The organism is Anabaena catenula FACHB-362 (assembly GCF_014698735.1).
In the GTDB taxonomy this organism is placed as follows: Bacteria; Cyanobacteriota; Cyanobacteriia; order Cyanobacteriales; family Nostocaceae; genus Anabaena; species Anabaena variabilis_A.
The window spans coordinates 15375-35077 of sequence record NZ_JACJTQ010000004.1 but is presented as its reverse complement, the minus strand read 5'-3'; the positions used below and the strand labels follow the sequence as shown (position 1 = coordinate 35077).

Here is a 19703-nt window from a genome sequence, read left to right as displayed (position 1 = left end):
AGCAAAGCTAAACACCGAACTCAGGTTAATATCATGTCCGCCTAATCACTTATCAAAAAAAATTCTCCGCGTCTCCGCGTCTCTGCGTCTCTCTGTCTCCGCGTCAGTCTAAATGATAAGTATTCAACCGCACATGATATAACCCCTCCTCGCTGTTTGGGAGAAGGGGTTGGTAAGTCAGTGAATTGTGGGGCTTTGCCTCGTTGTCGTAACAGGCGTATTGGGGTTGTTAATATCCGCCTTCTTCTTCGTACTCCGGTTGTCTTTCCTTCACCTTCTTGGGAATATTCACTGGTTTGGGTGCATCATCCCAAGCATCACCTTCGACATCATCATAATCGTCATAATCGTCGGTGTATGGCTTTTTGTAGGGTTGAGCTTTTAGCGGTTCTTGATATTTATCTTGACCACTAGCTTCACTCCAATTATCTTCTTCGTCTTCTTCGTATTGAATGGATTCGTACTGCCGTGCCTGCATTACCCGCCGCTGTGGTCTTTCTTCTTCTATATAGTCTTCATTCCATTCTTCTTCTTCCCGCGCTATGGGTTCAGGAGTGCGGACTTTGGGTCTAGGGGGCTGTAATGGTACTCCACTGGGTAGTTGATTGGCTGGTGAAACTGTACGTGGCGCAGAATAGCCATATTCTTCGTCGGCATCTCTCTCCCAAGGTGCTTTACCAATACCCAGCCGTTCTAGAATACCGACTGTCAACTGGTTAACTCGTTCTTCAGCACCTTCAAAGACAATTAAGCGACTGGGGCCAGTACTAACAATTTCGTCTATGGATATTTCGTAGGTACTCAAAAATTGGTCAGGTATTTGGGGAACTCCCAAAGCAGCGATGACTATGGAATAGATTTTACCAGTTTCTCCATTAAACTTAAAGCCTCGCACCTTACCCAGTACTTCGCCTGTTTCGGTAATGACTTCCCAGTTCATCAAGTTGCTGAGGGCTTCAACTTCAATATCTTCGATGACATCTTCGTTATCAACGAGGATGACATCACCGATTTGGTTGATGCTGTTGAGATACATTTGGCGAGGCAGTCCAGAGATAGAGATCAGGCTGTCTCGTAAACCAAGCGCCACAACCTCTCTTTGATCAATGTCAACCCAGACTTGACTCACGATACCCAGCCGTTTGCCGTTGTCGCGGGTGATTACCTGGGTGTTTAATATATCGGAACGTCTAATAACTTGTTCAGAGGTCATTCTATAGGTCGTCCTGTTCGCGTAGCGTGCCGTAGGCAATCTCGAATCCGGTTTATGTATACACTATTTTTAACAGAAACTTAAGCTTATATATTAACTCAAGTTGTTAATTATCTATTTTAGGCTGGTAATTGGTAATTGGTAATTGGTAATTGGTAATATCTTTATCTGTTACCTGTTGCCTGTCACCTGCCACCTAATTTAATACCCAAAACTTGAGTATACGCTCTCTTGGCTTGAGTAACCCCAATTGTACGTTCGGCTGATTCTATCATTGGCCGACGTAAACTCACAACAATAAATTGAGCTTGTTGTGCCTGTTGTTTAATCATTCTAGCTAATCGTTCGACGTTGGCTCCATCTAAAAACATATCTACTTCATCAAAAGGCGTACAATCTAGTAAAATTTTATTCAGCCCTAGCGATTCCTAGGTCGCACTTAGCGATTCCTAGGTCGCGCTGTACGCGATGCCTTCGGCGAGCGCAGCTATCGCATTTGGTCAAGGTGTAGATGGCGAACTGACAAAAGCCCTTCTCCTTGAGGAGACGCTACGCGAACGGGCATCCAAGAAACAGTGCTTGCGCGATGCCTGCGGCGAGCGTAGCGATCGCACTTTCTGCACTAATCGCACAAATTATGTCAGCCAGCAAGCGATACCTCCGGTCAGCGCTTACGCTATCGCCCCCAACTCAATACCAAAATATCACAATATTATCCGCTCCAATGATTCGTTAGGCTGTGTATGTATCTTATTTCTAGCCAGTTAAATTTCTGCTTTGACTGCTTTCTCTAAACGATTAGTTTCACCTTTTGCATCTTTGAGTAAGTCATCCCAACTATCTGGAGGATGACCACTTTCCAGCATTTTCTTAAAAACTCGATAAGCGTCTGTGTTACTGTCATAGGAGCGCTTAGAGTTCTCATCGTTAACCCAGGCGAAAACAATTATTTTGCTCTCTTGATGATATCGAAAAAACAGTCGGTACTGCTGAAAAAATTTAGCTCTAAACCAGTGCTTGTAATCGTCACCAAGGGTAGTGCCTTGGCGATAATCACTACGTGTTGGGTCTTGAGGAATAACATCAAATGCCAGCTTTGCTATGGCAGCTAGACGCTTTGTGGCGTTTTTCTTCTGGTATTCTTGAGGATACTTCTGACGCAAATGTTCAACCTGCGTTAGAAGTTCTTCAAACTGGTTAAGGAAGAGAGGATGAGCAAATATGTCCCACCCATTAATCACTAGCGGCTGATTTACAGACAAACTTATTCATCCTCGTCAGGTAGTGGTGCATCAAGATCAAGATCAACTTCAGCAACCAAGGACTGAACACGGCTTACTAAATCAGAGCTAATCGCTTGTAAGTGCTGAGGATTCTTTTCGATATCTCGTGCAATAAAATTTAAAAACTGCCCAAGTATAGGATCGCTTTCTGTCTTGTCAACGCGAGAAATCACCACCTTACCGTCAGGCTGGATAGTGTAGCAGATTTTATCACGCTTATCCAAGCCAAGGAACTTGCGAATGGGATCAGGGATTGTAGTCTGATAGCGATCAGTAAGAGTAGATTCTGAAGATGGGGCTGGTATTACAGCCATAGTGACCTCAGTCTAAACCTATAGGTTAAATTCTATCTCCAAGGTAATGCAATTGCATTGTCTTGTCAAGAATGATATTTCTGGTTTGGACAATTTAGTGCTTTATTATAGAGCTATCGCCAATAACTTCTTCTGCTTGAGCAATGAGACGATCTAATTTTCCTGATGCCAAGTCCGCTTCGATTTGCCGATCCCACATCTCATCGAGATATTCTTGAAGCCATCCTGCCAAATTGCGAACTTCATCCTCTGGTAATTGCTTGATTGCTGATTCAATTTCTAGGCGGGTGTTCACTGGGTACTCCACATACTAACAGCAGACTTGTACGCCCACTAATTATAACTTAGAGGTCAGCACTTGCGCGATTCCTAGGTCGCGCTTCGCTATCGCCCCAACTTAAAACCAAAATCTTACAATATCGGACTCTTCCCACACCATCGTCTAAATTTTATCGATCGCCTATCGCACTTAACCCCAACAGGCAAACTCGCACTAATGAATAATCAAACTATCTCTGGTCATTTCTAAAAAATCATACGTCAAAAACAATTCGATTATTTGAGTAATATTTTGTAGAAAAAGTTGTTCAATTTGTTTGTTACTAATATTACCTGTCGTTATCATTAGTAGTTTATAAGGCTCTTGTTTGATTAAAAAAGAATCTAAAAAATCTTTATCTTTGGTAATAACAATTCTCTGTTCCAGGATTGATATTTTGTTGATTTCCGAATCTGAAGTTGCATTTTTTAAAGGAAGATTCTTGGTATGTATAACATCACAACCTAAGTTCTCTAATAAATTGGCAATTCGCATTGGTAATTGAGCATCAATCAAGAATTTCATGAAACTAATTGGAGGATGCTTTTAACTTGAGTGAGTCGAGTAGCAAAGCTGAGAACTGCTAAAATGTCTTCATATTCTAAATCATCATAATCTTCTAAAATATCATCAATATTCATGCCTGAACTCAAAAGTTCTAAGATCATTTCCACCGGATAGCGCAATCCACGAATACACGGTTTACCATGACAAATATCATGGTTAATTGTTATTCTATTTAATAGAAGGTTATTCATGATATTAGATATTATGTTGGCACTGAATTAATTTTACTTGATTTTTCGAGTTCTATGACAATAGAAAAATCGAACTGAAAATCAGCGTTGCGCGATTCCTAGGTCGCGCTTTCCTGCGGAACACTACGTGAACGCTATCGCACTTTATCAATCTAACCTGTGAGCGATTCCTAGGTCGCGCTTTCCTGCGGAACACTACGTGAACGCTATCGCACTTAAACCCAATAGGCGATTCCTAGGGAGCGCTATCTCTTCGAGACGCTACCGCGAACGCTATCGCACTTTATCAAATTCTCACACTGCTTTCGCTAGTGGCATGAATATTTCAACGGCTTCAAACGGTACAGATATTTTGTCTTCTTCTGTCCGTTCAATTAATCCCAGTTCTTCCAGGCGAATTACGTCTGTGTGTACGTTTGAATAGTTTCTTTCGGCTGTTTTTGCGAGCGCGTAAATACTGCATGGCTCTATTTTGCTTAAAGTATCAAGCAAATCAAGTCGAGCAGGCGTTAGCTCGCTAAAAAGTGATTTTGCAGATTCAAATGAAAGTCTAAAATTTACTGGCTTTCCAATTTCGGAGTCTTTAATTTGTTGACGAGCGGCTCGGATTGCAGAACCACCTTTGGCTACTTCAATAATTGCTTTCATGATTCACTCCAGGTTTCAATGTCTTTTTCAAAATCGTCAAGCAATTTATCAATGCTTGTGAATTTGTAATCTATTTCGTGTGAGTTTATATGTTTATGATCTCCTTTTCCGCGTTCGTTGTCATATCGAATTCTACATTTTCCATTCTGACCGTAAAATAATCTGTATTTGTATTTATGTGTGCTTGGTGGTGTTGGTTCTGGTAATTCCCATATAACAACCTCGACGATTGATCCGTCGTCATGAACTTCTTTTGCTTTGGCGATTAGAGTGGCCTTCATATATTGCATTGTAGCAATATATTTAACTTCTGTCGAGTAGCAATATTATGATCCGAACGGCACAGTTGAGCGATAGCGTTCGCGGTAGCGTCTCGAAGAGATAGCGCTCCGTAGGAATCGCGTAAGCGCTAACTTCTCGGTTCGCCGATTACACTTAACCCCAAAAGGCGATTTCTAGGTCGTGCTTCGCGATCGCACTTTCTGCACTAATCGCACAAATCACTGAAGAATTGAAAACATAAAATTATGATGGTAAAATCTTAAATCCTGCTTGACGAAAATGATTATCTAAGGTTAAGGCTGTAGAAATTTTTCGGTCTTGCATTACAACAAAGGATAAACAATCTGTGAGAGAGTAAGACTTATCGTGATATTTTTGAAAATATTCCCATCCTTGGTTGAATAAAACCTGATCTATCTCGACTAATTCTAGGTCTGGACTCTCTAGTAACTGATTGCCAATTTCAACAGCTTTATGATGAAGATTTCGGCTATTTAAAAAAGTGACTATTTCATCGAAAACATACGTTGTTGTGACTAAAAGGGGTTTTGAAATCGCTAAAGTAGACCAGTTTTGTATTACTTGGTGATGAGCATATTCATTTTTTATCTCTAAAGCTAGAATATAGCTTGTATCTAAAAAATGTATGTTTTTCATTGGTTATATAAATAATGATCATGATTAACTGCTCCATCTTGTACATCACATTCCACAGGATTTTTGCCTAAATTCCAGATTGACGATGATTTTTTGATCCGAGTAATTATCAGCTTTTCATGGTCTGTAATAATTTCAAATTCTTGAGCTTCCCCTAATAGCTCTTTAGGGATAAATAAGCCTTGATCAGTTGCTTTTAGCCTCATGTTTAATTACCTAGTTGATTTTGTAGATATATTATAATTTTAGCCTGTTATTGGGTTTTTCGCACTTGGTCAGGGTGCAAATGGCGATTCCTACGGAGTGCTTCGCTATCGCACTGATATGATTTTGACTTTCTCTTGAGAAGTTACTCCGAAAAAATCGCTTTTGTTCAATTAAAAATAAGGTGTGTTACATTTCATTAACGCACCCTACAAGATCGGCGATCGCACTTTGGCAGGTTACTCTGTTGGCTTCTCATCAATACCACAAATTAAGTTATAAGGCTGGTCTTTAATCTTTCCTAAACAGTCGCAAAGTGCCGCCTTCTCTGTTTCACCTAAGCCATAGAATTCTTCTTTGGCATTTCCAGGGAAAACGAGGTAGGGAGCCGCCATAAACCTTGCCTTTCCTTCACCTTCAAGCACTTCAACACAATCGATTTTAATGCGGTAATCTTGACGATGAACCTCAAACTGAGAAACACGAATGAGAAGCTCACCATCATTGAGTAGGTGTGAATATTCCATAAAAATACCAAATTTTGGTATAACTTTTTTTATACAACTAAATAGTAAACACTACAGGCAAATTATGTCAAGTTATGGAGAATTTTTCTAGCCAACCATTTTTCATAGTAAAATCTCGGACAAAAAACAATCTTAACGAGCTTTTGCTGTTGGCATCCGGTTACGCGATTGTTATGCGCCGTTTTCACCGAATTCAAACCTTGCAGACCTAGCATTGATAATTGCTTCTTTAAGGCTCTTTGGGTCATATTCTTTACCTTGCCCATGAATAAACCTTGTAGCCAAACTAAAATGCGAATGAAATGCCTCTTTCTTAGGATCGTATTTTATTAGGTCAAACAATGTTTGAAGATTTGGATCAGTTTCCTTACTGTGAGATTTCTTTACGCCAACTATTTGTCCATCCTTCCTTATTGGGTAGAATGAGTAAGTGTGAAATATTTCCAATGTGGGGGAGCCATATACAAGCAAAGTAATATGACCAGTTGTTTGAGCTAGTTCCATACACTTTGCCAACTCTGTTTCTGTTGGGTCTGCACCTTTTATTTCTAGCCAATACCCAGAATGTTCATCACGATAAGCAGGGCATGGAATCCAGAAATCTGGAAGATATCTTCCAGATTGAAGCTCAAAGCCTTCTTTTTCATAAAGCCAATCAACGCCGAGAGTATCGAGATAAACTGCCCAACGCGCTTCCAATCTTGAGCGAAAACGAAATCCTTTATAACTGGTTTGAATTGCTGGTACTGACAAGATTAACCCCTTATTGCTATTTAAGACGTATAACGGTACAGTTGAGCGGCAATTGATCGCCCTCAACTAAAAACCAAAATATTGTCCGCTTTAATGATTTGTTATGCAGTGATCGCTTCACAATTACATATCTTACGCAATCTTGCGGACTGCTTCAATGGTCAGATGACTGCAACTTAATACCCAAAACTTGAGTATAAGCGCCTCTGGCTTGAGTTACGCCAATTGTACGCTGGGCTGATTCTATCATCGGCCGACGCAAACTCACCACTATAAACTGTGCCTGTTCTGCTTGTTGTTTAATCATTCTTGCTAATCGTTCAACGTTTGCTCCATCTAAAAACATATCAACTTCATCAAAGGCGTAAAATGGAGATGGACGATAACGTTGCAGGGAAAAGATAAAACTTAAGGCTGTTAAGGATTTTTCACCCCCTGACATGGAAGCAAGACGTTGTACCGGTTTACCTTTGGGGTGTGCGACTAAGTTCAAACCACTGTTAAAGGGATCTTCAGGATTATCAAGTTGTAAATAACCATCACCGTCGGAAAGTGTGGCGAAAATAGATTGAAAGTTTTCGTTGACTGCGTCGAAAGCTTCTTTAAAAGCCATTTGTCGCAAGGTAGTAAAGTTTTCAATCCGTAAAAGCAATTCTGTCCGTTCTGCTTCTAATGTGGTTAATTTATCGGTAAGTTCTTGGAGACGACTTTGGACTTTATCATGGTCTTCCAACGCTAACATATTCACAGGTTCCATTGCCTGTAGGCGTTTGGCTAGACTCCGCAATTCTTTTTGCAATTCATCCAAATCGACTTGATTAGGAACTTCTGGGAGGGGATTTGGTAATTCTGCACCTAATTCTCGCAATTGGGTTTGCAAAGCTGCTAATTCTTCCCGTCGCTTTTGCTGGATTTCTTGCAGTTTTTCAATTTCCCATTGTAATTGTTGTTGACGCAGTAAGAGCGATCGCACTTCTGTTTCTGTCCCATCCCGTTTTCGCTTCTCTTCCCCTAAATTCTCCTCCATTTTCCGCAAACTGGCTTGAGTTTCAGTAATTTGGATATTCAGTTCTACTAGTTGATGGTTGACTGTTCCCTGTTCCCTGTTAAGAGTTGCCTGTTCTTGTTGAGATTGTAAAACCCGCGTTTGCGCTTCTTGGATTTTTTCTTGTAAACGCTGTTGTTGATTTTCCAGATTTTTCAATCTTTGTTCGGCTTCTCTTAAATCATTTTCTTTTTGTCGTAATTGTTGCTCTTGAGTTTTAATGATTGCTTGGATTTGTTGCCATTCACTAGGCGTTTGGGAAGCTTCCAACTCTGATAATGTATGTCTTAATTGTTGCAGTTGCGATTCTTGCCCTGGTAATTCCCGATCTAAAACTTCCAGACGAGATTGTGCCGTGGTGAATTTTTCGGTATTTTGGGAAAGTTGAGCGCGTGTAGTCGCCAATTGTGCTGTTAAACTCTTAATATCTTTTTGCAACTGTTCCAACTGTAACTGCTGTTCCCGTCTTGCTTGACGTGCTTCCGTCAGTTCTTGAGTTAGAGTTTTGGTGCGAATTGCTAAAGTAGAAATCGCTTCTGCACAACGTTCTAAAACACGTTCAATATCTACCAAGCGAGTTCTTAAATTTGTAACTTCGTCAGATTCGGCTGCTTCCCCAGTTCCAAAGCGCAACGCTGAACGCTGAGTATTACTCCCACCAGTCATTGCACCGCTAGTTTCTAATAATTCCCCTTGTAAAGTGACAATGCGATATAAACCTAACTGCTTTCGCGCTTGTGCAAGACTAGCAAAAACCACCGTATTCCCAAAAACATAGTTAAACACATCTCGATAACGGCGATCGCACTCCACCAAATTAGCAGCATAATTCACAAAACCATCCGCAAAACGCAAAGTTGCATCTTGAACAGATTTAGGTGCTTGAATCTTATTCAGAGGTAAAAAAGTTGCTCTGCCGGCACGTTTTTGTTTCAGCAGTTCAATTCCCGCCGAGGCAATACTATCATCTTCCACCACAATATGTCCTAAACGTCCACCAGCAGAGATTTCCAACGCCAACTGATAACGAGGATCTACCGTTCCCAACTGCACCACCAAACCACATAATCCAGGCATTCCCGACTGTAAAATTACTTTACTGGCTTGTGTTCCTTGTACCTCTTGCTGTGCTTGAGTTTGTGCCTCTAATTTATCTAACTGACGTTGCTTTTCTCGCTGTTCTTGCAAAAGACGCTTTTGGGTTTCTTGTTGAATTTGCAATTCTTGTTCAGTCGCAGCCAGATTTTCAGCTAAATTTTGGATAGGTTGACTAGAAGCATTAAATTCCGTTTCCACCCGTAAACCTTCAGCTTGCTTTACTGTCAATTCAGGTTCTAAAGTGCCAATTAGCTGAGATTGTTCAGAAAGCAATTGCTGTAATTGAGTATTTCGTTCTTGTAATTGCGCTTGTTCTGTGCGTTGGGGTTCAAGAGTTTGCAGCAAAACTTCAATTTGGCGATTTAAAGCCGTTTGTTGCTGTACCCAAGCTTCCGAAGCGGTGGCAATTTCCGCCGCAGCAGCGCGAGAAGATTCTAAAGCTTGTTGTGCTAAATTTCTTTCTTCCTGTAGAGACGTTCCATGAAACGTTTCTAAATTTTGTTGTTGTGCTGCTTGTTCTAAAGAAAGCTGATATTGTTGAATATCTTGATGAGATTGATGTAAACGTCTTGCAGATTCTGCTATGGATGTTTCCAAATCCTTTTGCTGACGTTGGAGTTGCTTGCGTTCAGCTTCTTGAGTAGCCAGAGAAGCTTGTACCGCCAAAAGTTCCTCCTCACCCAATGCTTTAACGCGAAGATTAAGTTCCTCAAGTTCAGCTGTTTTTTGAGTAATTTCTGCGTTAACCGTTGTCAGTTGGGTAGTGAAATCGGTAAAATTGCGATCGCCAGTTTGAATTTGCGCGGTTAACTTTTCCTGCTGTGCTTGAAGAGAACGCCAAGATAGAACCGCTTCCCAAGACTGCTTATGTAGAAATTCCGTTTTTAGCTTTTGATACCTTTCAGCCTTAGCTTTATCTTGAGAAAGGCGATCGCGCTGTACAGTTAATTCAGTCTCAATAATCCGACAACTGTCTTCCTTTTCCTTCACCTCATCCAAAGTAGCCTTAGCTTGACGAATCTTCCTATCAAAAGTCGCCACCCCAGCCAACTCATCAATAATTTCCCGACGTTCCCGCGCATTCATCGAAATAATGCTAGTCACATCACCCTGCAACACCACATTATACCCCTCAGGATAAACCCGCAGGTCACTCAGTTGCTCATGTAACTCCGTTAAAGTACAAGCAACACCATTAATATAATAATTCGACGTATAAGTTCCTTGATGAGTAACCCGTAACCGACGAGTCACACTCCACTCATGAGTGCTGAGTGCTGAGTGCTGAGTGCTGAGTTCTTCTTCTGCCTCTTTTCCATCTCCCCTGCGCCCTGCACCCTGCCCCTCTGCCTCTTCACTTTGCGCCTCTGCGCCTCTGCGTGAGACATCAGAAATATCAAAAGTCACAGTCACACTAGCTTCCAGCGCCGAACGTCCCTTATGCTTTTGAGCATTATTTACCAAATCCGGTAAACGTTCAGCCCGCATACCCTTAGAACTAGCGAGTCCCAAACAAAACAGCAAAGCATCGAGAATATTAGATTTACCCGAACCATTAGGTCCAGATATGACAGTACACCCCGGCAGCAAAGGGACAGAAGTAGTCCCACCGAAGGATTTGAAGTTTGTAAGTTCAACGCGCTTGACGTACACCATAGGCGCTGGTTAACCGATGCTCAAAGAACAAGTGTATCAATTATTTTAATATTCGCAACTATGAATCACAAAGAATTTTATTCCTGGAGTTAGGGAACAGAAAGACAATATAAAAATATCTCCAAACCAAATTTTTTATATATTGTTTTTAGTACAGAAACAATCACGCCCGTTTTGCTTTGCTCGATAAAGAGCTTGATCTGCTGTCTCAATCAGATTTTTCATTTCAGATTCAACACAGGGGTTCTTAGTCGCAACACCAGCACTGAGGGTGATATGTCCTCGTAGCGAACGAACATGAGGAATGGCTAGTGTTCGTACTTGATTACAAATTTGCTCCGCAATGTGGGCGGCTCCGCTTGCATCGGTTTCAGGTAATAGCACGACAAACTCTTCGCCACCATACCGAGCTACTAAATCCATTGGCCGATTAACAACACTCGATATCGCTTGAGCTACCTGTTGAAGACAGAGATCGCCTGCTTGGTGTCCATAAGTGTCGTTGTAAAGCTTGAAGTAGTCAATGTCGCACAAAATTAAGGAAATTGAAATTGAATTAGTTTTATGAGTGCAAAAGTGCGATCGCATCATTCGGAGTTTTTCTTGCTCTAAATATTCATCAAAACGACGACGATTGGCAATTTGGGTTAAGCCATCAATGGAAGCAAGTCTTTGCAAATCACGATTGGCAGCTTCTAATTGCTGCTGAAGTTGCGATTGCTGAATTAACCGCCGCACCCGCTGCCGCAAAACAGCCCAATGAATTGGCTTGGTAACATAGTCCGCAGCGCCCACTTCAAAAGCATGATCAACAGACTCCCGATCATCAAGTCCAGTGATCATCAAAATGGGAGTATTTTTGCCATTTGGGAGTGTTTGTAATTGGGAACAACATTCAAAACCATCAATTTCGGGCATTAACGCATCAAGCAAGACAATATCTGGCTGTTTCTGCTCAAAAGCTGTCAACGCTTCTTTCCCATCTTGCGCTTCTACTATTTGATAGCCTTCTTGTTCCAAAGACAGCCGCAGTTGCATACGGATAAAAAGTTCATCATCAACAACTAAAATTAGAGGAACTTTATTTTGGGATGCTGTTATGTTCATCTTGTTTCCTAGTTGAATTCTTGTAGAGCAGCTTTGACCAAGTTGTATTCAATTTGAAGGCGTGCTACTACTTCTTCTATTACCGTTAGATTACCACTGCGTCCACATATTTCTAACTCTTTGCATAGTTCCGCAAAATGGATTGCGCCCAGTGTTGCACTGCTGGACTTTAAGCTATGTGCGGCTTGTCGGAGAGCATTGGCATCTGCCTTATGACTAGCATCAAGGATAACTTGCACTAACTTGGGAGCTTCTGTCAGGTAACAGTTGATTAGTTCTGCCAAAGCAGACTGATTTCCATTTACCATCTCTCGTAAAGACTTTAAGGCTTGGAAATCAAGAACAGACGAGTTATGAGTGGAAGTGCGCGGCTCAGAACTGCTAGATAAATTCTCAACTTGGTGATGAAAATTGCATTTGCGAAGGGCAGTTTCCAGTTCTTCCATCTTGATGGGTTTACTAATGTAGTCGTCCATACCTGCGGCTAGACATTCTTCACGATCGCCCTGCATAGCATTAGCCGTCATCGCAATAATGCGTGGACGTGAATCAGCCAGCCATTCCTGGCAAATACGGCGGCTAGTTTCTAAACCATCCATTTCTGGCATCTGTACGTCCATTAAGACCACATCATAGGGTTGACGATGTAAAGCTTGCAGAACTTCCATCCCATTGGCAGCAACATCTGCCCGATACCCCATTCGTTCTAGCATCAGCAGTGCCACCTTTTGGTTGACTAAATGGTCTTCAGCCAGAAGAATTCGCAACGGCAATGTTTTTGATAGCTTAGTATCAGGGCGTTGAGCTTTTGAGGAATGCTGATGTAGCTTTATCAGTCTCGTCCCTAGTGCATGAGTCAGCACTTCGTGAAGTTGAGATTGCTTGATTGGTTTGCTGAGACAATTTGTAAAATGAGTAGTAAAGATTTGAGAAGAAGTATCTAATTTACCTATTGAAGTCAGCATTAATAGCGGTAAATTAAGGCAATTAGGATGCTGATGAATTTTTTCTGCCAGGGTTAATCCGTCCATTTCTGGCATTTGCATATCGAGAATGGCCACGTCAAACGTCTCTCCTTGTTGTAGCCAACTCAATGCTTCAGCGCCAGATTGAGCGGCACGAATAATCATTCCCCAAGTTTCGGCTTGCAAGGTCAGAATTTTGCGGTTAGTGGCATTGTCATCGACGATTAACAGGCGTGTTCCAGATAGATTTGGTAATTGCTCAATTAGTTCTACTGACGCTGAATCAACCGCAGATTGGGCAAGCATAGTAAAATAGAACGTCGAACCTAATGAAGTTATCGGGTGATTTGTACAGGCTTGCCATTGGGGTGGAGGAGTTCCACCGACGTTGCCTTGGCTTTCTACCCACATCGTGCCACCCATCATCTTACTCAAACGCTTACTGATTGCCAGCCCTAAACCAGTACCCCCATAATGGCGGGTAGTTGAAGCATCAACTTGACTGAAGGACTTAAACAAGCGATGAAGGCGATCAACAGGAACACCAATACCTGTATCCTTTACAGCCACCTGAATTTCATAAACAGTCGCTTCTTCTGGAACAGAAGAATTGATTATATGTGCTGTCACTGAAAGGATGACTTCTCCAGCCTCAGTAAACTTAATAGCGTTACTCAGTAAATTCACCAAAATTTGGCGCAGCCGGGTCACATCACCCAGAATCACGCTAGGAGTTTGAGGGGCAATGAGATAGCCTAATTCAATATCTTTTTCGGCTGCGTTAGCTGCCACAAGGTCAATTGCACCTTCAATGCAGTTCCTCAAATTCAAGGGATGCATTTCTAAATCTAGCTTGCCGGATTCAATTTTGGAGAAATCTAGGATGTCATTGATGATACTCAGAAGAGAATCTCCGCTATTGCGAATAATCTGAACAAAGTCTTGCTGTTTAGGGTTGAGTTCTGTATCTAGGAGTAATCCAGTCATACCAATGACGGCATTCATTGGTGTGCGGATTTCATGGCTCATCATGGCGACAAACTCACTTTTGGCACGATTGGCAGAATCTGCTTCTCGTTTTGCTTGCTCTAAGGCAAAATTTTTCAAGGTGAGTTCTTCTCGTTGGCGAATTTCTTGCTCTAGCAAATCTGCCTGTACGAGGGCAATTCCTAATTGTGCTGCAACTGCTTCTAATAATTCAATTTCTTCTTGAGTCCACTGGCGAAAATAGCTGCACTGTTGTACTACTATGATTCCATTGGGGTTTCCTTGATAGGAGGTGCGAATAGCTAACATGGACTTTAGCCCAATTTGCCGAGAAATTGATTGGGCATTTTGGAGTAAAGGGTCGGCGTACACATCCGAACAAGCGATCGCATCATCCTGTGCCATGATTTTTTCAGCATGAGGATTGCCATCAACTGGAATCTCAAAATCTAGTATAGAAGTGTAACCAGGAACAACATACTCTGCGACTATGGGAATTCGCGGACTGGGGTTGTTAACGTAAGAGTGAATTGCACAGCGCTCTACTTTAAATGCTTGTCCAATTTGAATAGCAGCCGTTTCAAAGATTTTTTTAGTGTCAAGGCTTTGACGAATTTGCTGAGTGATTTGTTTGAGCAGGAGGGTTTGGCGAAGCTGCTGTTGCAGTGCTTCTTCAGCCAGCTTGCGATCAGTGATATCTTTCATGAAGCAGTGTTGCCCAACAAATTGCTGCTGTTCATCATAAATAGATATCATCACAACTTGTTTGTAAAAAAGAGTCCCGTCTTTTCTAATTCCTCTGGCTTCAACTTCTACTCTACCGTCCCTGAGCATTTGATCATAGGCATTTATCATGTGTTCAATATCGTCAGGATATACTGTTTGTTGCCACTCCATGCCTAACATTTCTTCTGGTTGATAGCCTGTAATGGTAGCGTAGACTTGGTTAACAGCTATGTAACGTCCCTGGGAATCAATTTTTGATACTCCTGCTACTGCGTTTTCCAGGGCATCACTCATTTCCTGTAACTCTGCTTCAGCTTGTTTGCGGTCGGTAATATCTTCAACTACGTATGAAAGTCGGGGCTGCCCACCGGGGTGGCTTTCGATTGGGCAAACGATCGCTTCTAGCCATTTTTCACCGTTAGGAGTCGCGTGTGGATACTCAAATTTTACTGGAGCTTGAGTTTGCATCGCCTCTCGGTAGTGATCAAGCCAGAGGTTCAAATGCGATCGCGGTACTCCCAAGTCAGTCGCAAACTGATTCTTTAATGCCTCTGGGGTAGTACCAAAAAACTGTGCAGAAGTTACATTATCTGAGAGATGCCGAACATCGTTGTCATGTAGTTCTACAATACCCATCATCATTGCGCCACTGTTAAAAAAGCTGCGGAGGGTGGATTCACTCTGCAACAAAGACTCCTCTGCCTGCTGGCGTTCGATTTCGCTCCCAATCCACTGCGCCATGAGCTTGAGCAATTCTTGATGAGCAGATTTGAATTTTTCTGCACGAGGTGTATGGCTAGAGAAGCTGAAAGTGCTATGAACTTTATCTGCTACTAAAACTCGTGTTCCAATATAAGACTCCATCCCAAATGCAGAGTAGGCGGGATGGTTGCGCCATTCAGTAGTTGCTGTATGCTCAATCGTCAGAGGTTCATCTTTATCTAAAACTTCACAGCATAGAGTCTGTTTAATATCAAAGACATCACCTTTCTTGAGGGCATTATTGGGCGATTGGACAACCATCACTTCATACTGGCTATTTTGTACCCTCCCCAAGATGCCAAACTCAAGATTGAATAATTCACATCCCAAAGCCAGTAGCTTCTGAATGCGCTCTTCAAAACTAAGATGGCGAGTAGATGTAATTTTATACAAAGATTTTATGGCTGCTTCGCTTTCTTTGAGTTCTGTTTCTGCTTGTTTACGCCTTCTGATATCGCTACCAATACCCAGAAATCCTGTCAGCATACCCGTCTGGTCATACAGTGCCGTGACTGATAACAATACTGGAAAGCGAGAACCATTTTTAGCAATGTATGTCCATTCCCGCTCATCAATTTGTCCGAGTCGTGCTTTGGTAACAAAAACTTCAAACCCTGGGGCGATTAGACGATCAAGTTCTTGCGATAGTTCTTTTGCTCGTTGTACTACTTCATCTGAGTCATGAATAATGGCAGGAGTTGTTTTGCCAATAACTTCGGCAGCAGTATATCCTAACCATCTTTCAGCCGCTGCATTAAAGGTGCAAATCGTGCCATTAGTATCAGTAGAGATAATGGTGTAGTTGGCACTATCAAGGATGGCTTGCTGGAGTGTCATAGCTGACTGTAAAGTAGTCTCTGTTTGATGAAGTTTAGATATTTTGAGATCCAGTTCCTGATTAATAGACTCAATGCGATGAGTACGCCTTCTAGCAACTTGAGCAAAATACAAAGTTAACGCTAACGTCCAAGCGATGAAAAGACCTCCAATCAGGACAAAGGTGGGAAGAGGCGATCTCTTTTGCTGTAATAAAGCTAAACTGGGAGCAATCTGAACTTGCCAATTAATCCCATACAGGTCAATAGTTAATGTCTGAAGCCAGGTCGAATCTACTACAGACAAAGAACCATGTTTGTAGATAAGTTCATGCTGATCAAAAATAGCCATCTGGTAATCATGAATGGTTTCTTCTTGCAAAATGCGATCAAGAAGCGATTGGATTTGAAAAACTCCTACAAGGAAGCCATCAAATTGTTCCCCAACATACAGAGGCAAAAATACCAAAAAGCCCTTACCACCTTGTTTCAGTTCTAGTGTAGGAGTTAACGTTATTTGTCGAAGATTGCGGGCAGTTAAGAGTGCAGTTCGCCGTTCCGCATTCTGCATTAGGTCTAGATTGAGTACCACTTCATTACCCTTTACGGGAGCAATCCAACGAACATGGGCAGTAACATCAACCCACGCAATTGCCTGGTATCCGTTGAAGTCTTTCAAATAAGTGGCTGCATCAACTTCCCATACTTGCTGAAGAGTCCCTCCACTGGCTTCCCACCGTTTTGCCATCCGTTCTAAAGCGAGAATGCGTGTGTTAATTCGGCTGCTTAGTTCAGTTTTGATAGTATTTGCTTCCTGAGTAATTAAATGGGTCATCTCAGTATGCTGATATATTAGGAGATTCTGCCACAGCAAAAGAACAGCAACTGAAATGATTACACCAATCGCAATGGGGAGCGATCGCCCAAAAAGATGGTAAAAGTAATTTTGATTAGTACGGTGAAAAATAAATTTAGTAGATTTAAGCCAGGATGCTAAACGGTATATTTTCATCTTTGTTCCCAGGGAACGTTGAATTTCGTTCAGTTTAGAGCAGAATAGTGAAAATTTGGTGAGGACTGTTGTTGGTATCCCTCTTCTGTCACCGAAACATTGCTGAGTAACTCGGCTTAGAGTAAAAAGTAAAATTCAGAGGGCTGAGGGTGTGACGATAACAATTAAATAATTCGTAATTCGTAATTCGTAATAGTGCCTACGGTCCCGCTAGGGATACGTAATTCGTAATAATGCCTCCGGTCTGGCTAGGGATACATAATTAAGTTTTGCAACAGGGATTTAAACCCTGCCTACTCCCTTCCCACTAGAAGAATACAGATTAAATGAACCGCAAAGACGCGTTCACGTTCGCGGAGCGTGGCGTTAGCCATAGTGTCCCGTAGGGATAGGACGCGTTCGTTAAAGACGTTCCGTTCGCGCAGTGTCTCCGACAGGAGAAGGAAAGAAAGAAGATAAGTAATCTTATACTGGGAAGGGAGTAACATACTTGCCGCTTGATAGTTGTGGGGGACTTAAACCCACGGAACTCGATTAAAAACTCTACTCAATAATGAGCGTATAATTGTTGTAAAAAGATATCCAAACCAATTTTTTTAATTACCTAAAACCTGATACATTTAAATAAATAATTCCCGCCCTGATATTAATCATTAGGTATGACAACAATATGTTAGAAGAAATACCGATAATTATTGCTGAAGATGTTCATAAATGGTATGGTAAATTTCACGTTCTCCAGGGTGCAAGTTTAACTGTTAATCGGGGCGAAGTTGTTGTTTTAATGGGACCATCAGGTTCTGGTAAATCTACTTTTATTCGCACTTTTAACGCTTTAGAAGCATATCAACAAGGGAAAATTACTATTGATGGAATTACCATCAGCAAGGATTTAAGAAATATTGACACCATTCGCCAAGAAGTAGGCATGGTATTTCAACAATTCAATTTATTTCCTCATTTGACAGTTCTGCAAAATATTACTTTAGCACCCATTTGGGTACGTCGTTTGTCGAAGTCAAAAGCTGAAGAATTGGCAATGCAACTGTTAGAAAGAGTTGGCATTTTAGAACAAGCACAAAAATATCCAGGACAGTTATCTGGTGGACAACAACAACGAGTAGCCATAGCCCGTGCTTTAGCCATGCAACCCAAAATTATGCTATTTGATGAACCCACTTCTGCTTTAGATCCAGAAATGGTCAGAGAAGTATTAGATGTGATGCGAAATCTTGCCCGTGATGGGATGACAATGGTAGTCGTTACCCATGAAGTCGGATTTGCTCGTGAAGTCGCAGATCGAGTTATTCTCATGGATAGCGGTTCTCTCGTTGAATCAGCAACTCCGGAAACCTTTTTTACTAATCCTCAAGAAGAAAGAACGCGCAAGTTTTTATCACAGATTCTCTAACAAATATTCAAGAGAGTTTTAACTAATTACTAATTCGTAATTTTTGGGTTTAACTACGAATTACGTTGGCGGTAGCCTGCGGTCGGCATTATTATCAATTACGAATTATTTTAACCCTATTCCCTCCTGTAGCAGATTGCAGATCAATGAGGTACAGAATCAAAATTGAAACCTAGACAGCAAGCCAGTTTTACTCCTGACTCCTGACTCCTGACTCCTGACTCCTGACTCCTGACTCCTGACTCCTGACTCCTGACTCCTGACTCCTGACTCCTAAATTCTGCTGTATATTAATTCTGATGAAGAAAAAAGTAGGTAGTCATGCTAAAAGCTACTACCATCACAAATTTCCGCACCAAACCAGGATCTAGTCTCCGGGCATAATGAGCGCATAAGTAACCACCCAGGGAACCTCCAACCGCCATTAAAATAGCTTGATGCCAAACTATCAAATCCGCAACCATAAAGGGAATAATGGCGATACCATTGATGCAACTGCCGAGAAAGGCTTTAAAGGCATTCATGGCGTGAATATTTTTGATACCTAAAAAGGTGAGGGTGGCCAACATTAAGATTCCTAAACCGGCACCAAAGAAACCACCATAAATTGCGATCGCTAGTTGAGCAAGTGAGAGAATCAACAAAGGTGGAGATTCTGATGATGAATTTTTGCTCTGAAGTTGAAGCCATTTCTTCAGAGGTTCGCTAAATGTAAATATCAGTGTTGCTGACAGTAATAAGTATGGAAGCAACTTTTTAAACACATCTGGTGATGTATATAACAAAGCCACAGAACCAATCACCCCACCAACTAAACTTATAGCCGCTAGTACCAACAATTCTCGCCTTTCAATGCTCAAATCCCGACGATAGGCTCCCGCACTGGCTACAGCTGCTATCCAAAGAGCAGTATTATTTGTGGCATTGGCAGTAATTGGTGCCATACCTGTAAATATCAAGGTAGGAAATGTAATAAAACTTCCACCTCCTGCTACAGCATTGAGTCCACCTGCAATAAACGCAGTACTAAAGAGAAGCAAGCTATGGATAATTGTTAAATTATGCGGCATTATTTCTAAGTAATTACAGCAGATTGAAAGTTGCAGGAGGCATAAACTGAAAATCCAAAATCTACAATTCTTTACTCAAGTTCCTACCTTC

17 protein-coding genes and 1 pseudogene are annotated in these 19703 nt (G+C 41.6%); 1 reads left to right on the top strand and 17 read right to left on the bottom strand.

The window, feature by feature from the left end:
• Positions 1-229: 229 nt before the first annotated feature.
• From H6G68_RS04385 to H6G68_RS04315, 16 genes and pseudogenes are all read right to left on the bottom strand, one after another.
• Entirely contained in the window at positions 230-1213 is a 984-nt protein-coding gene (locus H6G68_RS04385) for a PRC-barrel domain-containing protein (protein WP_190905537.1), read from the bottom strand.
• Positions 1214-1398: 185 nt separating this feature from the next.
• Positions 1399-1599, bottom strand: a pseudogene (locus H6G68_RS04380) (hypothetical protein); the annotation flags it as partial.
• A 378-nt stretch (positions 1600-1977) separates the two neighbouring features.
• Positions 1978-2475: a type II toxin-antitoxin system YhaV family toxin gene (locus tag H6G68_RS04375; protein ID WP_190905536.1), complete on the bottom strand. Its 498-nt coding sequence runs from the start codon at positions 2473-2475 to the stop codon at positions 1978-1980.
• Positions 2476-2477: 2 nt separating this feature from the next.
• Positions 2478-2810 carry a type II toxin-antitoxin system PrlF family antitoxin gene (locus H6G68_RS04370; RefSeq protein WP_190905535.1) on the bottom strand — a complete coding sequence of 111 codons (333 nt, stop codon included), beginning with the start codon at positions 2808-2810 and terminating at the stop codon, positions 2478-2480.
• Positions 2811-2904: 94 nt separating this feature from the next.
• Positions 2905-3105: a hypothetical protein gene (locus H6G68_RS04365; RefSeq protein ID WP_190905534.1), complete on the bottom strand. Its 201-nt coding sequence runs from the start codon at positions 3103-3105 to the stop codon at positions 2905-2907.
• 198 nt (positions 3106-3303) lie between these two features.
• Positions 3304-3654: a DUF5615 family PIN-like protein gene (locus H6G68_RS04360; protein WP_190905533.1), complete on the bottom strand. Its 351-nt coding sequence runs from the start codon at positions 3652-3654 to the stop codon at positions 3304-3306.
• Positions 3651-3887, bottom strand: a complete 237-nt coding sequence (locus H6G68_RS04355) for a DUF433 domain-containing protein (RefSeq protein ID WP_015080100.1) — start codon at positions 3885-3887, stop codon at positions 3651-3653. The genes H6G68_RS04360 and H6G68_RS04355 overlap by 4 nt, the downstream gene beginning before the upstream one ends.
• A 294-nt stretch (positions 3888-4181) precedes the next feature.
• Positions 4182-4535, bottom strand: coding sequence for an HVO_A0114 family putative DNA-binding protein (locus H6G68_RS04350; protein ID WP_190905532.1), 354 nt, complete (start codon positions 4533-4535; stop codon positions 4182-4184).
• Positions 4532-4816, bottom strand: coding sequence for a toxin-antitoxin system TumE family protein (locus tag H6G68_RS27060; RefSeq protein WP_236721290.1), 285 nt, complete (start codon positions 4814-4816; stop codon positions 4532-4534). Before H6G68_RS27060 ends, H6G68_RS04350 begins: the two co-directional genes overlap by 4 nt.
• A 244-nt stretch (positions 4817-5060) precedes the next feature.
• Complete coding sequence (locus tag H6G68_RS04345) at positions 5061-5474, bottom strand: type II toxin-antitoxin system VapC family toxin (protein ID WP_190905531.1); 414 nt, start codon at positions 5472-5474, stop codon at positions 5061-5063.
• The gene (locus H6G68_RS04340; RefSeq protein ID WP_190905530.1) at positions 5471-5680 is read right to left on the bottom strand and encodes a hypothetical protein; all 210 of its coding nucleotides are present in this window, start codon (positions 5678-5680) and stop codon (positions 5471-5473) included. Before H6G68_RS04340 ends, H6G68_RS04345 begins: the two co-directional genes overlap by 4 nt.
• A 237-nt stretch (positions 5681-5917) precedes the next feature.
• Positions 5918-6205, bottom strand: coding sequence for a hypothetical protein (locus tag H6G68_RS04335; RefSeq protein ID WP_190905529.1), 288 nt, complete (start codon positions 6203-6205; stop codon positions 5918-5920).
• 171 nt (positions 6206-6376) lie between these two features.
• Positions 6377-6958: a hypothetical protein gene (locus tag H6G68_RS04330; RefSeq protein WP_190905528.1), complete on the bottom strand. Its 582-nt coding sequence runs from the start codon at positions 6956-6958 to the stop codon at positions 6377-6379.
• Positions 6959-7112: 154 nt separating this feature from the next.
• The gene (gene smc / locus H6G68_RS04325; protein ID WP_190905527.1) at positions 7113-10757 is read right to left on the bottom strand and encodes a chromosome segregation protein SMC; all 3645 of its coding nucleotides are present in this window, start codon (positions 10755-10757) and stop codon (positions 7113-7115) included.
• 135 nt (positions 10758-10892) lie between these two features.
• Positions 10893-11864 (bottom strand): GGDEF domain-containing response regulator, encoded by a 972-nt coding sequence (locus tag H6G68_RS04320; protein WP_190905526.1) that lies wholly within the window; start codon positions 11862-11864, stop codon positions 10893-10895.
• A gap of 8 nt (positions 11865-11872) precedes the next feature.
• On the bottom strand, positions 11873-17131 hold the full coding sequence (locus H6G68_RS04315; RefSeq protein WP_190905525.1) for a response regulator: 5259 nt from the start codon (positions 17129-17131) through the stop codon (positions 11873-11875).
• Positions 17132-17801: 670 nt separating this feature from the next.
• Between H6G68_RS04315 and H6G68_RS04310 the strand changes: the two genes are divergently transcribed.
• Positions 17802-18542: an amino acid ABC transporter ATP-binding protein gene (locus tag H6G68_RS04310; protein WP_190905524.1), complete on the top strand. Its 741-nt coding sequence runs from the start codon at positions 17802-17804 to the stop codon at positions 18540-18542.
• A 290-nt stretch (positions 18543-18832) separates the two neighbouring features.
• Here H6G68_RS04310 and H6G68_RS04305 read toward each other — a convergent pair whose 3' ends face one another.
• The gene (locus H6G68_RS04305) at positions 18833-19612 is read right to left on the bottom strand and encodes a sulfite exporter TauE/SafE family protein (protein ID WP_190905523.1); all 780 of its coding nucleotides are present in this window, start codon (positions 19610-19612) and stop codon (positions 18833-18835) included.
• Positions 19613-19703 lie beyond the last annotated feature (91 nt).